This window comes from Devosia sp. Root685 (genome assembly GCF_001427875.1).
Lineage (GTDB): Bacteria > Pseudomonadota > Alphaproteobacteria > Rhizobiales > Devosiaceae > Devosia.
The window spans coordinates 765522-780276 of the sequence record NZ_LMHK01000001.1; the positions used below are offsets into that span (position 1 = coordinate 765522).

Consider the following 14755-nt stretch of genomic DNA (forward strand, 5'->3'; position numbering starts at 1 on the left):
CGCGGTCAGGCGCGACCGATGCGGCGGCGCGACATTTAGCCCGCTGCGAGCATATCGCCGGTACGCATGCCTGCCTGTCATTTCCGATCCGGATTTGCTATCGCGCTCCGGCGAAGGAGCATGTTGACCAAAATGACACCACTGGAATGCGTCGAGCTGCAACTGGCCGCTTACAATGAGAGAAATCTCGACCTTTTCCTGACGGCCTTTGCCGAGACGGTCCGTTGCTATCGCCTGCCCGATATGGCCCTGACCATCGATGGCAAGGCAGCAATGAGCGAGTTCTACGCCACGAACCGCTTCGTGCATGAGGGACTGCACGCAAAGGTGCTGAATCGCATGGTGATCGGCAACAAGGTCATCGACCACGAACTGATCCATGGCCTCGGGCCGGAGCCGGTGGAAACATCGGTGATTTTCGTCGTCGAAGACGGCCTTATCGCCCAGGTGTTCTTCCTGCCGGCAAAATCGGCCAACTAAGGCGGGCGCCGGTCGACCAGCGCCGATTTCGCGGATCTTCGCTCCACATCAGGCGGACCCGTGGGAGACATGCGTTAGGCTTTGACTGCCCTCGACACTTCATATAGATGCAACGCCAACCCGGCCGACGGGGACCCTTGCGGGTGTGGCGGAATTGGTAGACGCACTGGATTTAGGTTCCAGCGCCGCAAGGCGTGGAGGTTCGAGTCCTCTCACCCGCACCATAGCGGCCTCGGCCGAATGTGATGAACAATACGGGATAAACCCCAATGCAGGTAACTGAGACCCTCAACGAAGGCCTGAAGCGCAAGCTCAGCGTCACTATTCCGGCTGCTGACCTCGCGTCGCGCCTCGATGCCAAGCTCGCAGAACTCAAGGGCCAGGCCAGCATCAAGGGCTTCCGCCCGGGCAAGGTTCCGACCGCCCACCTCAAGAAGGTCTATGGCCGCTCGGCCATGTCCGAAGTGATGACCGACGCGATCAACTCGACCGTGTCCGACACGCTCGACGAGCGCAAGGAACGCGCCGCAGCCCAGCCCAAGGTTGACCTGCCGCAGGACCAGACGCTGATCAACGAAGTGCTCGACGGCAAGGCCGACCTGGCATTCGAAGTCGAATATGAGATTCTTCCGCCGGTTGCGCTGATGGAGCTCAAGGGCCTCAAGCTGAACAAGCCGGTCGTTGAAGTCACCGAAGAAGAAATCGACGCTGAAGTGAACCGCGTGTTCGCGCAGAACCGCGGCTTCACCGACAAGGGCGACGGCGCCGTTGTCGAACAGGGCGATCGTCTCGGCCTTTCCTTCGTGGGCAAGATCGACGGCGTTGAATTCCCCGGCGGCAAGTCCGATCATGCTCACCTGACCGTTGGTTCGGGCGAGTTTATTCCTGGCTTCGAAGAACAGCTCGTCGGCCAGAAGAAGGACGAAACCCGCACCATCAAGGTCACCTTCCCCGCCGACTACGGCCAGGCCGAACTCGCCGGCAAGGAAGCAACCTTCGACGTCACGATCCTGCATGTCGACGGCCCGAACCAGGGCGAGCTCGACGACGAATTCGCCAAGCGCCTCGGCGTTGAAGACGTCGCCGGCCTCCGTACGGCCGTGAAAGAGCAGATGGAAGCGGCACTCGCCTCCATGAGCAAGCAGCACGTCAAGCGCCAGATTCTCGACGCGCTCGACGAAGGCCACAAGTTCGACGTTCCGGCCCAGCTGGTCGAAGCCGAATTCAACACCATCTGGCAGCGCGTCCAGCATGAAGTTGAAGGCCACGGCCGTTCCTTTGAAGACGAAGGCACGACCGAAGCCGAAGCCAAGGATCAGTATCAGCGTATCGCCGAGCGCCGCGTGCGTCTGGGTCTCGTCGTTGCCGAAATCGGCAACCAGAACGAAGTCCAGGTGACCGACGACGAGCACCAGCAGGCTCTGCTCGCTGAAATCCGCCGCTTCCCCGGCCAGGAACAGCAGGTCTACGACTACTACCGCAAGAACGCTCAGGCCCTCGCCAGCCTCCGCGCTCCGGTTTTCGAGAACAAGGTTGTCGACTATGTCGCCGATCTGGCCGAACTGACCGAAAAGAAAATGTCGCGCGACGAGCTGGCCAAGCTCATTCAGGCCGACGAGAACGACGTGCCGGACGAGCATCATCACTAAGTCGCGCGATGCGACTCATGGTTTAGTAGGGCCGCCTTCGGGCGGCCCTTTCTTTTTGGCCAGTCGGCGGCACTGCACGGTTAACCTGTTATTGCATCGGGGCGAATAGACTTCGCTACGGGATGCAGAACACATTTGGAACCTAGGCGATGGTGCACGGCCAGTTCTTCTTTGCACTCGTCAACCCGATCGTCGCGCTGCTGTTTTCGCTCGGCTTCGCGCTTATCTGGCTACGATGGCGGGACTATAAGCACCTGCCGGTGCTGTCCGCGGGTTTCCTCTGCCTTGGTCTCGGATTTATCTTTTACGACTTCCATATCCTCGTCTGGCCCGAGGGGATCAATGTCGGCGCAAACATTCTTTATGTCGCCACGATAACCCTGGCGTGCAGCAGCACGTTTTTGCGCAAGAACCAGTCGCCGCCCACCCTGCTCTTTCTGGCGGTCATCGTTTCGGGCGCCCTGCCCTTTACCTGGTATTTGCTGGTCGAGCCTTCCATCTTGGCGCGCATCCTGATCACGTCGGCGATTTTCGCGGGAGTGACCAGCATCACCTTTGTCGGCCTGGTTCGCCAAAAGGACAGGACCCTCCCCGACAATCTGTTCGCCGCGGGCATTGCACTGGCATTCTTCATTGCCATTCTTCGTCCCACACTGGTTCTGACCGGGCTGCTCGATATCGAGAGCGCAGGCGGGTTCACAGCATCCGACTATTGGACATCGATCAGGGCGTTTACGCCCATCATGGCCCTTATCGTCGCGACGCTTTTCATCGTCGCCATTGGCCTCGATATCGTTGACCACCTGAAAGGTCAGGCGGATCGCGACTATCTGACCGGCCTTCTCAACCGGCGTGGCTTCGAAACCATGGGAGACGAGGCAGTGGTCCGGGATTTCGCCAATTCCCGCCAGCCCGCCATGCTCGTGGCCGATATCGACGACTTCAAGAAGGTCAACGACACCTTTGGTCACAAGGTCGGCGATGTGGTGATCGTGGCTGTGGCGCGGACATTGGCCAAGCATGGCGAGGCGGTTTTGGCGGCGCGCACGGGCGGCGAGGAATTTGCGCTCTATTACAACGACATCGACCGGGTAGAGCTGCAGGGCATCGCCCGCAAGATTCGGGCCGCGTTGGCGCAGACGCCAATCACGGGGCTGCCGAGCGACTACCCCGTCACGCTCAGCATCGGCCTTCACCTGAGCTATAGCCACGAGAGCCTGTCCGACATGATGACACTGGCAGACCAGGCGCTTTACCGGGCCAAGAGCGAGGGCAAGGATCAGGCGGTGATGACCCCTGTTCGCCTGCACCTCGCGGCGGGAAGCAGATTGCAAACACAGGATCAGGCTTGAGGCGCGGTGGGCGCCCGTTTTGGAAATGGGGCCGTTCAGTCGTTCTCATGGTGAGGGGCGCTAATGCGTCGGGGCATGCCCCCGTGGTTCGAGGCTTTGCTCTGCAAAGCGCCTCACCATGGGGGCTACTGGGGTGAACTAAGGCGCTTCCGCCATCTCCGCGAAGAAAGATTCCGGCCCTTCGACCTCGCGCAGCCGCTTGCCGATGATCTGGAGGAAGCGCGTGCCGACGCCGCGCAGGAAAGCGCGGTCGTGGGAGACGAGGAGACAGGTCGCGCCGTGTTCGGCGATATCAAGCTCGAGCTGTTCCTGACCGGGAATATCGAGATGGTTGGTCGGCTCGTCCAAAAGGTAGAAATTCGGCCGCTGTAGCCGCAGCGCCAAAAGGGCGAGGCGCGCCCGTTGGCCGAGGGAAAGGGCGCGGATAGGCTTATCCTGCCGATCGGGCTCAAAGCCGGCGCCGGCCAGAAGACTGATGCTGCGGCGGTCGCCCTCGTTGTAGCGCGAAACGATGAAGTCGAGTGGCGTCTGCTTGAGCGGTAGCCAATCGAGGGCCTGATCGAGATAGCCGGGGACAATCTGCGGGCTGAGGCGCAAACCATCTACGGCCGCGCCTCCGAGCGCCGCAGCGACTTTGCGCATAAGCTGGGATTTGCCGGTGCCGTTGCGCCCGAGCAGCACGACGCGATCGCCCTGGAAAACATGCAGCTTATCGATGGAAAAGAGCGGACGGCCATCGGGCGTCGCCACGGCCATATTTTCGAAGGCGAGCATGACGCGTGCTTCGGCACCGGAATTGCCCAGCATGACCTTGCCGGTCTTTTCGCGATGGACGGAAACGACCTGATTTTCGATCTTTTCGGCCCGTTCGCGAAGCTGCTTGGATTTGACGGTGAGCAGATCGCTGCCCGAATTGATGCCGATATTGGTGAGTTTGGCCGCCTGTTTACGCAGTTGCGCGACTTCCTTGAGATCGCGGTGGCGCTGTTGCTCGGCCGCCTCGTCGGCCTCTTCAAGGGCGTTGCGGGCGGTGCTATAGGCGATCGGGAAGAAATGTGACTGATCGGGGCGGAGGAACAGCGTGCGGTTGGTGACGCTATCGAGGAATTGCCGATCGTGGCTGGCCATGATGACGATGGTTTGGCGCGGCAGCGCCGCCATCCAGTTTTCGAGCGCCAGAATGCGGCCGAGATCGAGGTGATTGGTGGGCTCGTCGAGCAGCAGCAGATCGGGCTGGGTGACCCAGCCGCGGGCGATCAGCGCCAGGCGCTGCCAGCCGCCGCTCAACTGACCGATGGGTTTTTGCATGAGATCGAGCGGAAAGCCGAGTTCATCGAGCGCTACGTCGGCGCGCCAGCCTTCGCTTTCGCGGTCGGCAACAGGCAGAGCCTCTTCGACGAAATCGCGCAGGGGGATGGCAAGGGAAGCTGCCGGCACATCCTGCGGCACATAGCCGATGGTCAGGCCGCGGGAGCGGGAGAGTTCGCCTTCGCTGAGTTCGGCCTCGCCCACGAAGGCGCGCAGCAGCGTGGTTTTGCCACGGCCATTGGCGGCGACGAGACCGACACGGTCGCCATCGGAAAGCGAGAGGGAAAGATTGGAGAAGAGGACCTGGCCGGAACGGAGGCCGGCATTGCGGAGGCTGAGATTTGCCATCTTGTAGTCTTTCTGGGGGATGGCGCTGCGTCTTAACGCGCGCCTAGTCCATCAATATGCATTCCAAACCGAAGTCAGAATGCCGTGACGGGCAAACCAGAAGGATCAATGACAGAAATATCGTCCGAACCGCGCTGGTCAGCCCTGCAGCTTGAGCCACAGGGCGTAAACGGGGCCACGTTGGCGATGATGAATAAAAACGGTCATGCATCCCTCCCCGTTTCGTGTTGGATGACGAGACAGACCTAATTCAGCGGGCGCATGAAAGCAAGCGTCAGGCGAGATAGAAAACAAGGCTCGCAAGCAAGGTCGCCCCCAAACGCGGGACGTGCAGTTGAGCCAGCCGGTACGCAATACTCAAAAATCCGGCTCTTGGCCAAACGGCAGCAGATGAACCGAAATGGGGCACTAAATACGCAATACTGGGCCCATTTCGGGTTCGCATACGGCAACTCCATACAAAACCGTATGCCCGAACGCTAACAGCGCGCACTTAAGAAAGTGCTTTCAAGAAGCAAACGAGGAGTAAACGCACCGCCTCAAGTTGAAACGCGGTTTTACCGATCGCGCGCCGATCAGCCGGCCGGACGAAGAGCCTTCTGGCCACGGATGCGATCGGCGCAGAAATCGAAGTCTATGAGATAGACCCAGCCATCCTGCGTGGCGCGCACCTGAATGCGTTTTTCATTGGCGACGTTGAGCGAGATATTGGTGTAGCCGCGACGGGCGATTGCTTCGCGGATCTGATGATCCGTCAGGCAGATGGGCAGCTGGGGATAGAAATCGCGCGGCTCATCGCCGAAGTGAAAACCAAAGTTGACCTGCGCCGAGGCCGGCATCGGGGCAAGCGCCAGCGCCGACAGCATCGCGGCAGCGAAAATTTTCTTGACCATGACAGTGCTCCATTTCGACCGATCTTGCCCACCAAACGGGTATGGTGCGCTTTGGCTCCTGAACCCCTTACCAATCGCGTGTTCATTTACCGTTCATTTCGGCCGGTTTCGGGGGAAAAACCGCGGCAAACCGGCGTCCGGATGGCGGTCTACGATATGCTACATAGTCTACCAGCCTGATTCGAATCGACCTGTTGGAAATCCTGTTGCATGCAAGCAGACGATCTCTTTGGCGGCGGGGCCGAGCCCAAGCCGCAAGACCCTAAGCCGGCAAAGGAAAAGACCGCGGCCAAGGCCTCTGCGCCGGCGACGGCGGGCAGCTATAGCGCAGCCGATATCGAGGTGCTTGAGGGGCTTGAGCCGGTTCGGCGTCGGCCGGGTATGTATATCGGCGGCACGGATTCGAACGCCTATCACCACCTCTTCGCCGAGGTGATCGACAATTCCATGGACGAGGCCATTGCCGGCCACGCCACGCGCATCGAAGTGCATCTGGGCGCCGACGGCTATCTGACTGTCACCGACAATGGCCGCGGTATTCCGGTCGAGAAGCATCCGAAATTTCCGGGGCGGTCGACGCTGGAAATCGTGCACACGATTTTGCACGCCGGCGGCAAGTTCGATTCCAAGGCCTATGAGACTTCAGGTGGTCTCCATGGCGTTGGCGTGTCGGTGGTCAATGCGCTTTCCGACGACATGATCGTGGAAGTGGCGCGCGACCAGCAGTTGCACCGAATCGTGTTTTCGCGCGGCAAGGTTGTCACCGATGTCGAGAATATTGGCCGGGTGCAGAACCGGCGCGGGACGACGACACGTTTTCACCCGGATCCGGAGATTTTTGGGCCGACGGCGCACTTTTCGCCGGGCCGCATTTTCCGGATGACGCGGGCCAAGGCTTATCTGTTTGGCGGCGTCGAACTGCGCTGGAGCTGCGACGAGAGCCTTGCCAGCGACGAGGTTCCGGCCAAGGCGGTGTTCCACTATCCCGACGGTTTGAAGGATTTCATGACCGCGCGGATCGAGGGCGAAACGCGCATTGTCGACGATATTTTTGCCGGCAAAACCGGGCGGCCGGGCAGCCATGGATCGGTGGAATGGGCTGTGGCCTGGACCATCGAGGACGGCAGCGTTTCCTCCTATTGCAACACCGTGCCGACGCCCGATGGCGGTACGCACGAGGCCGGGCTGCGGCTGGTGCTGCTGCGCGGGCTCAAGAACTATGCCGAGCTGACCAAGAACAAGGCGGCGGCGAACCTGACGGCGGAGGATGTGCTCGGGCACTGCAATGCCATGCTGTCGGTTTTCGTGCGCGAGCCGGAATTCGTTGGGCAGACCAAAGACAAGCTGGCCTCCGGTGAAGCGACGCGCATCGTCGAGAATGCATTGCGCGATGCGTTCGATCACTGGCTCGGCTCCTCGCCGCTGCAGGCGGGCAAGCTGCTCGATTGGGCCGTGGAACGCGCGGAAGAGCGGCTGCGCCGCCGCAAGGAAAAAGAGATCGATCGCGCCAGCGCGACGCGAAAACTGCGCCTGCCGGGCAAGCTCGCCGACTGTACGCAGAACGCAGCGCAGGGCGCGGAACTGTTCATCGTCGAAGGTGACTCGGCAGGTGGATCGGCCAAGCAAGCGCGTAATCGCTCCAACCAGGCGGTGCTCCCACTGCGTGGCAAGATTCTCAATGTGGCGGGGGCCAGCCGCGAGAAGATGGCGGCGAGCCAGCTGATTTCTGATCTTATTCAAGCGCTTGGATGTGGTACGCGCGATCGCTACACCGAGGATGATCTGCGTTACGACAAGATCATCGTCATGACCGACGCCGACGTGGACGGGGCGCATATTGCCTCGCTCTTGATCACCTTCTTTTTCCAGGAAATGCCGCGGCTGATCGAGAACGGTCACCTCTACCTTGCCCTGCCCCCGCTCTATCGCATCAGCCAGGGCGGCAAGACGCTTTATGCGCGCGACGACGCGCACAAGACCGAGTTGATGGCGACGGAATTCACCGGCAAGAGCAAGGCCGACATCACCCGCTTCAAAGGCCTTGGCGAAATGCCCTATGCGCATCTGCGCGAGACGACGATGTCGCCCAAGAGCCGCACGCTGTTGCAGGTAAAAATTCTGGATGACCATCAGGCGACCAAGACGACGGTTGATCGACTGATGGGAACCAAGCCCGAGGCGCGGTTTGAATTTATTCAGGAAAATGCGGAGTTTGTGATGGATCTGGACGTCTGAGATCTGTCAATCGCGGCCATCCCAGTAGTCCTCATGGTGAGGTGCTTTGCCTTGGCAAAGCCTCGAACCACGAGGGCGTGGCACTGAAGCATTGGAGCACGCCCTCGTGGTTCGAGGGTCGGCTACGCCTCCCACCTCACCATGAGGGCTACTGGGGTGGCAGGTAATAACCTACCGGTTCAGAATCCGGCCGTTCAACACATCGATCTGCATGCCATCGAAGGCCGGAGTCACATTCGCCGGGGTGCTGGCGTCTGTCTGGGCGTAGTCGAGGTCGATGTGCATGTCCGTCAGCACGGCCTGGTGAGGACGGTAACGCTCTATCAGCTCTAGAGTTTCGGGCAGGCTGAGGTGGCTAGGGTGCGGGGTCTGGCGGAGGGCGTCGATGATCCAGATGTCGAGATCGGCGAGGTGGGGTTCGGCGCTGGCGGGGAAGCCGGAGAGGTCGCAGCAATAGGCGGTGCGGGCGATCTTGAAGCCGAGGGAGTCGATGTCGCCGTGGTTTTGCAGGAAGGACTGGACTTCCAGCGTGCCGCCGGGGCCATCTACCTTAAGTAGCTGGCCGGCTTCGATAATGTGGGCGTTGAGGATGGGCGGATAGGCACTGCCGGGGGGCGTCGTGAAGCAGTAGCCGAAGGCTTCGTTGAGGCGCGCGCCGCATTCGGCTGTGAAGTAGACATCGACGCGGCGGCGATTGTGGAGGGCGAGGACGCGGAGGTCGTCGATGCCGTGGGTGTGGTCGGCGTGCTCGTGGGTGTAGAGCACCGCATCGACGCGATCGACCCTTGCGTCGAGGAGCTGTTCGCGCAGATCGACGCCGGTGTCGATCAGGATTCGTGTTGGTTGTTCAATGCCTTGCGTCCAGCCTTCGATGAGGAGAGCGCAGCGGCGGCGGCGGTTTCGGGGATTGTGCGGATCGCAGATTCCCCAATCATTGCCGATGCGCGGGACGCCGCCGGAGGAGCCACAACCGAGGATTGTCGCGATGATCCGGTCGGGTGCGGCCATCGTCAGAGGCCGGATTTGGAGAACAGGCGCGCGAAGTTGGCGGTGGTTTCGGCGGACAGTTGTTCGAGCGAAATACCCCGGAGTTCTGCGACTTTTTCGGCGGTGTGGCGGACGAAGCTGGGTTCGTTCGACTGGCCGCGATGGGGGATGGGGGCCAGGTAGGGGGAGTCGGTTTCTACGATGTAGCGATCGGCCGGGACGAACTTCGCAACGTCTTGAATTTCCTGGGCATTTTTGAAGGTGACGATGCCGGAGAAGGAGATGTAACCGCCCAGAGCGAGGGCGCGTTCGGCGAGGTTGCGGCCAGCGGTGAAGCAATGGAGGACGAAGGGGAAGGCCCCTGCCCGGCTCTCTTCTTCGAGGATATTTGCCATGTCATCGTCGGCGGCGCGGCTGTGGATAACCAGTGGAAGACTGGTGATCCGGGACGCGGCGATGTGGCGGCGAAGGCCGGTTGCCTGAGCCTCGCGCGGGGCGTTGTCGTAGAAGTAATCGAGGCCCGCTTCGCCGATAGCAATGCAACGGGGATGGGCACTTAGCCGGACAAGATCATCCGTTTGTATATGCAATTCCTGATCGGCATTGTGCGGATGCGTGCCGACCGAGCACCAGACGTTCGGGAAACGTTCTGCGATGGCGGTGTATGTGGAAAAGTTATCCACACGTGTTGATATCGTCACCATTCCGGTGACGCCGACGGCGGCGGCGCGGGCCATCACGCCGTCGATATCGGCCGATAGCGCCTCGAAGTCGAGATGGCAGTGGCTATCGATCAGCATGCTTATTCGGCCGGTTTTTCGACGCGCGCGAAGACGCCTTGCGGCACTGGCAGGTCAGTATTGGTTAGCAGACTGTTAGCATCGAGCGCAGCCGATAGCGTCCTTTGGTTATCAGGCACGGCAAGCTGATCGAGAAGACGGGCAGCCGAGGCTGGAACGAAGGCGAGCATCGGGATGGCGATGCGGCGAACGGTGTCGGCGGTGACGTAGAGGACGGTCGCCATGCGGGTCGGATCGGTCTTTTTCAGCGCCCAGGGTTCCTGGCCGGCGAAATAGTTGTTGGCCGACGAGAGCGCCGAAATGAGGGCGCCAGTGGCTTCGTGGACGAGTTGTTCGTCCATGGCCTTTTGGGCGGCGGCGAGGGCCTCGGTGACCTCATTGATGATCGCGTTGTCGGCGTCGGTCAGGGCGCCGAGAGCGGGGACCTTCCCTTCGCAGTTCTTGCTGATCATCGAAAGCGAGCGCTGGGCGAGATTGCCGAGATTGTTGGCGAGGTCGGCGTTGACGCGGTTGACGAGCTTCTCGTTGGAATAGTCGCCGTCGTTGCCGAAGGAGACTTCGCGGAGGAAGAAGTAGCGCACGGCGTCGGGGCCGAAGGTTTCGACCAGTTCGAAGGGGTCGATGACGTTGCCGAGCGACTTGCTCATTTTCTGGCCATCGACGGTGAGGAAGCCGTGTGCGAAGACGCGGTGCTGGACTTCGATGCCGGCGCTCATGAGGAAAGCGGGCCAATAGACGGTGTGGAAGCGGATGATGTCCTTGCCGATGACGTGGAGGTCAGCGGGCCAGAATTTTTTGAACAGTTCGCTCTGTTCATCGGGGTAACCGACGCCGGTGATGTAATTGGTCAGGGCGTCGACCCAGACATACATGACGTGGCCTTCGGCGCCGGGAACAGGAATGCCCCAATCGAAGGTGGTGCGGGAAACCGAGAGGTCCTGCAGGCCGCCTTTGACGAAGGAGATGATTTCGTTGCGACGCTCTTTGGGCGCGATGAAATCGGGGTTCGCTTCGTAGAGCGCGAGGAGCTTTTCCTGATAGGCGGAGAGGCGGAAGAAATAGGTCGGCTCTTCGACCCATTCGACTTCGGCGCCGGACGGGGCGATGCGCTTGCCGTTCTTTTCGGTCAGCTCGCTCTCGTCGAAATAGGCCTCGTCGCGCACCGAATACCAGCCCTTGTAGGTGGACTGGAAAATGTCGCCGTTGTGGCTCGCTTCCATCTTTTTCCAGATGGCCTGCGAGGCGTCATAGTGGCGCTGTTCGGTGGTGCGGATAAAATCGTCGTTGGAAAGGTTCAGCGCTTCGGCGAGCTTTTTGAACTCGGCCGAATTGCGATCTGCCAGTTCGCGGACCGGAATGCCTTCCTTGGCCGCGGTCTGAACCATCTTGATCCCGTGTTCGTCGGTCCCCGTGAGGAAGTAAACTTCCCGGCCTTCGAGCCGCTTCCAGCGGGCGATGGCGTCGGTCGCGATCATCTCATAGGCGTGGCCGATATGGGGGGCGCCATTGGGATAGGAAATCGCGGTCGTGACGTAAAAGGGCTTGGCGGTCATTGTGACTCTGTGGGGATGGCAGTCGTGTTTCGGTGCTTCCTGATGGCGTCGAACAGCACGGACAGCGTCTGTTTCATGTCGAGATTGACGCTGTCGGCCTCGCTCAGAAGCGCATTTGCCTTGTCCCATAGGTCAGTTGCCGAGGCAAGCCGCAACCGCTCGCCCGGCTGCATTGCGGCATTGCGCGCCTCGTCGGAAAGCCAATCGAGAAGGATTTCGCGGGCGAAGGACATGTCCGGTCCCTGCGGATCGGAACCAATGGCGTCGGCAAGCGCGATGGCGGTGCCGGAAGGCAGGCTTTGGGGCGCTTGCAGCCAGGCAATGAGCGCGCCGACGGGGGACTCTGGCGACAGCGCCAGGGTTTCGAAGGCACGACGAGGACGGCCACCGGCAAGGCCGAGGGCGCGTTGCAGGGTTTCGCCGTCGATATCGGGCATGCTGGCGGTGACGATTTCGGCGACATCACTATCGGCAAGGGGACGCAAAGCCAGGTTATGGCAGCGCGACTTGATGGTCGGCAGCAATTGGCCGGGGCGGTGCGAGATCAGCAGGAAGGTCGTATCGGCGGGTGGCTCTTCGAGGGTCTTGAGGAGCGCGTTGGCGGCGGAGGGATTGCAATCGTCGATGGAGTCGAGAATGGCGATGCGATGGCCGGCGCGACCGCGGGTGTGGTGCAGCGCATCGCGGAGTTCGCGCACATCCTCGACCCGGATGATGGTGTAATAGCCTTTGGAGTCTTTTAGCCTGCGACGGAGGACGAAGAGGTTTGGGTGCGAGAGCGCCGTCACCTGTTCCTGAACGCGCTCGGGGCTCTCATCGCCGGTGGCGAGAAGGATGGCGGCGGCGAGTTCGAAGGCGAAGGTGGCCTTGCCGATGCCTTGGGGGCCGTGGAGCATAATGGCGCCCGGCAGGCGGCGGTCGTGGAGTTGAGCCAGGATGGCGCTGCGGGCGGCGTCATGGCCGATGGCGCCGTGCCGCTCTTCGGGGAGCGGCAGGCCGGCAAGCGCGTTGGGATCGGTCACGCCGGAATTCCGCTCTGTAGCTCGGGGAAGCGGGTCTGGACGGTGTTCCAGATTTCGCGCTCGAGGCTTTCTTCGGCCTGATTGGCGGAGAGCACCACGCAGCGCTCGGTATTGTTACGGGCGATATCGAGAAAACCATCGCGCAGGCGTTTATGCCAATCGAGCTCTTCCTTTTCGAAGCGGTCGCCCGTCAGGGCAAGGCCATCTTCGATGGCGCGTTCGGCGACGCGCTTGAAGGCGGTTTCGGGGTCCATGTCGAGGACAATGGTCAGGTCGGGCGTGTGGCCATCGAGCGCGAGGTCTTCGAGGGCGTCGATCAGCCTCGTATCGACGCCGCCTGTCAGGCCCTGATAGGCGCGGGTGGAATCGCAAAAGCGGTCGGAGATGACCCAGGTGCCCTTGGCGAGATTGGGGGCGATCAATTGGGTAACGTGATCGTAGCGGGCGGCGGCGAACAGCACGGCTTCGGCGCCTGAACCCCAGGCTTCGCTGCGGCCTTGCAGGATGAAGGAGCGGATGGCTTCGGCCTTGGGCGTGCCGCCCGGCTCGCGAGTGCGGACTGCCTCGACCGAAACATTGGCCAGATTGGCGAGCAGGCGCTTGACCTGGGTGGATTTGCCCACCCCTTCTCCACCTTCAAAGGTGATGAAGCGAGCCTGTCTGCGATTTGGCGCTTCGAGCATGGGTGGGCTGATTCCTTGGTCCGGTTTCTTTTAGGTCAACTCGGGAGGTGGGGGAAGGTTTGGGCACTCCCACATACCGCTTACCTGGTTAGGTGGTTGGCTCACGGCCGCCGGTACCCCCACCTAACCTCCCCCTGGTAGGGGGAGGGATCTGCCGGTGGCTCACAGACAACGAGATTAACTCGATGCGTCCCTCCCCCTACCAGGGGGGGGTAGGTGGGGGTACAGGAGGCATCGTGCCACGACCTCGTCCTTCGAGGCTCCGCTGCGCTCCGCGCCTCAGGATGAGGTCTACTGGTGTTCAAAGCCAGCCAAGCGCCAACTGCTTCAGCGCGTCCGTCGCGCGGCGGACGAGATCGCCTTGGGGCACGTCTTCGGCGGCGTAGAGGGGGGCGGATTGGACGAGCTGATCGTTGCAGAGGACGCGCAATTCGGCGACTTGCTGGCCGGCGGCAACCGGGGGCAGGAGCGGGCCGACATAGTGGACGCTGGCCGAGAGGCAATCGCGGGAGCCGCGCGGCAGGTAGAGCGCGATTTCGCCTTTGCCGACGAGGCCGACGCTGCCGATAGCGCCGCCATAGACATCGGCATAGGCAACCACGGCACCATCGGGATAGGCCTCGAAACGCTCGAAGGCGCGCGTGCCCCAGGTGAGCAGCTTGCGGCCTTCCTCGGCGCGTTCGCGCATGGAGCCGAGGCCGTGGACGACGGCGACGAGGCGGCGATCGCCCTGGGCGGTGGAGATGACGGCGCCATAACCAGCCGCCTGGGTGTGGCCGGTCTTGAGGCCATCGACGCCGATGCCGACTTCGATCAGGGAATTGCGATTGGCCTGTTTGATGCCGTTCCACTCCATCTCGGGCTCGGAGAAGTAGTGGTAGAATTCGGGGAATTCGCGGATCAGATAGCGGCCGAGGTCGCCGAGATCGCGGGCGGTGGAATATTCGTCGGGATCAGGCAGGCCGGTGGCATTGGTGAAATGGGAATCCTCGAGGCCCAGGTCGCGCGCCAGTTCGTTCATCATCGAGGCGAAGGTGGCTTCGGTGCCGGCGATGCCTTCGGCAAGAATGATGGCGGCATCGTTGCCCGACTGGATGATGACCGAGCGAATGAGGTCTTCGACGCGGATCTGGGAATTGAGGGCGGCGAACATGGTGGAGCCACCCGAAGCCGCGCCGCCGGTGCGCCAGGCATTTTCGGAGACGAAGAACTGATCGTTGAGACTGATGCGGCCCGCGCGAAGCTCGTGGAAGACGACGGCCAGGGTCATGAGCTTGGTCATGCTGGCCGGCTCCAGGCGCGCGTCGGCGTCCTTCTGAAAAATCACCGTGCCCGATTCATAGTCCATCAGCACCGCGAAGCGGGCCTTGGTCTCGAAATTGGCCTGCGCCAGCGCGGGAAAGGCACTGGCGAAAGCGAAGAGCAGGGCGAGAAGCAGTCTCACG

General features: G+C 61.5%; 12 protein-coding genes and 1 tRNA gene. 5 read left to right on the forward strand and 8 right to left on the reverse strand.

Annotated elements, in window-relative coordinates; genetic code table 11:
- The first annotated feature begins 120 nt into the window (after nucleotides 1–120).
- The 4 genes from ASD83_RS03665 to ASD83_RS03680 all read left to right on the forward strand — a co-directional run bounded on the left by ASD83_RS03665 (nucleotide 121) and on the right by ASD83_RS03680 (nucleotide 3481).
- Nucleotides 121–480 (forward strand): nuclear transport factor 2 family protein, encoded by a 360-nt coding sequence (locus ASD83_RS03665; RefSeq protein ID WP_210168342.1) that lies wholly within the window; start codon nucleotides 121–123, stop codon nucleotides 478–480.
- Nucleotides 481–619: 139 nt separating this feature from the next.
- Nucleotides 620–704: transfer RNA gene (locus ASD83_RS03670), tRNA-Leu, on the forward strand.
- A 45-nt stretch (nucleotides 705–749) separates the two neighbouring features.
- Nucleotides 750–2129 carry a trigger factor gene (gene tig / locus ASD83_RS03675; RefSeq protein ID WP_056308039.1) on the forward strand — a complete coding sequence of 460 codons (1380 nt, stop codon included), beginning with the start codon at nucleotides 750–752 and terminating at the stop codon, nucleotides 2127–2129.
- A 149-nt stretch (nucleotides 2130–2278) separates the two neighbouring features.
- A complete protein-coding gene (locus ASD83_RS03680) occupies nucleotides 2279–3481 on the forward strand; it encodes a GGDEF domain-containing protein (RefSeq protein WP_056308041.1) in 1203 nt (400 codons plus the stop codon).
- A gap of 138 nt (nucleotides 3482–3619) precedes the next feature.
- On the opposite strand, the gene ASD83_RS03685 is transcribed toward ASD83_RS03680, so the two are convergent.
- Together ASD83_RS03685 and ASD83_RS03690 are read right to left on the reverse strand one after the other, a co-directional pair.
- Nucleotides 3620–5137, reverse strand: a complete 1518-nt coding sequence (locus ASD83_RS03685; RefSeq protein WP_056308043.1) for an ATP-binding cassette domain-containing protein — start codon at nucleotides 5135–5137, stop codon at nucleotides 3620–3622.
- A gap of 575 nt (nucleotides 5138–5712) precedes the next feature.
- On the reverse strand, nucleotides 5713–6030 hold the full coding sequence (locus ASD83_RS03690) for a hypothetical protein (protein ID WP_056308045.1): 318 nt from the start codon (nucleotides 6028–6030) through the stop codon (nucleotides 5713–5715).
- A gap of 210 nt (nucleotides 6031–6240) precedes the next feature.
- Here ASD83_RS03690 and parE point away from each other — a divergent pair, with 210 nt between their 5' ends.
- Nucleotides 6241–8265 (forward strand): DNA topoisomerase IV subunit B, encoded by a 2025-nt coding sequence (gene parE, locus ASD83_RS03695; protein ID WP_056308048.1) that lies wholly within the window; start codon nucleotides 6241–6243, stop codon nucleotides 8263–8265.
- Between the two features lie 171 nt (nucleotides 8266–8436).
- On the opposite strand, the gene ASD83_RS03700 is transcribed toward parE, so the two are convergent.
- The 6 genes from ASD83_RS03700 to ASD83_RS03725 form a co-directional block, all read right to left on the reverse strand.
- The gene (locus tag ASD83_RS03700; protein WP_056308050.1) at nucleotides 8437–9273 is read right to left on the reverse strand and encodes an MBL fold metallo-hydrolase; all 837 of its coding nucleotides are present in this window, start codon (nucleotides 9271–9273) and stop codon (nucleotides 8437–8439) included.
- Between the two features lie 2 nt (nucleotides 9274–9275).
- Nucleotides 9276–10052 (reverse strand): TatD family hydrolase, encoded by a 777-nt coding sequence (locus tag ASD83_RS03705; RefSeq protein ID WP_056308052.1) that lies wholly within the window; start codon nucleotides 10050–10052, stop codon nucleotides 9276–9278.
- Between the two features lie 2 nt (nucleotides 10053–10054).
- Nucleotides 10055–11605 (reverse strand): methionine--tRNA ligase, encoded by a 1551-nt coding sequence (gene metG, locus ASD83_RS03710; protein ID WP_056308055.1) that lies wholly within the window; start codon nucleotides 11603–11605, stop codon nucleotides 10055–10057.
- Nucleotides 11602–12627: an AAA family ATPase gene (locus tag ASD83_RS03715; protein WP_056308057.1), complete on the reverse strand. Its 1026-nt coding sequence runs from the start codon at nucleotides 12625–12627 to the stop codon at nucleotides 11602–11604. Before ASD83_RS03715 ends, metG begins: the two co-directional genes overlap by 4 nt.
- Nucleotides 12624–13310: a dTMP kinase gene (tmk, locus tag ASD83_RS03720; RefSeq protein ID WP_056308059.1), complete on the reverse strand. Its 687-nt coding sequence runs from the start codon at nucleotides 13308–13310 to the stop codon at nucleotides 12624–12626. The genes ASD83_RS03715 and tmk overlap by 4 nt, the downstream gene beginning before the upstream one ends.
- 301 nt (nucleotides 13311–13611) lie before the next feature.
- Nucleotides 13612–14754 carry a D-alanyl-D-alanine carboxypeptidase family protein gene (locus tag ASD83_RS03725; protein WP_244489088.1) on the reverse strand — a complete coding sequence of 381 codons (1143 nt, stop codon included), beginning with the start codon at nucleotides 14752–14754 and terminating at the stop codon, nucleotides 13612–13614.
- Nucleotide 14755: the final 1 nt, after the last annotated feature.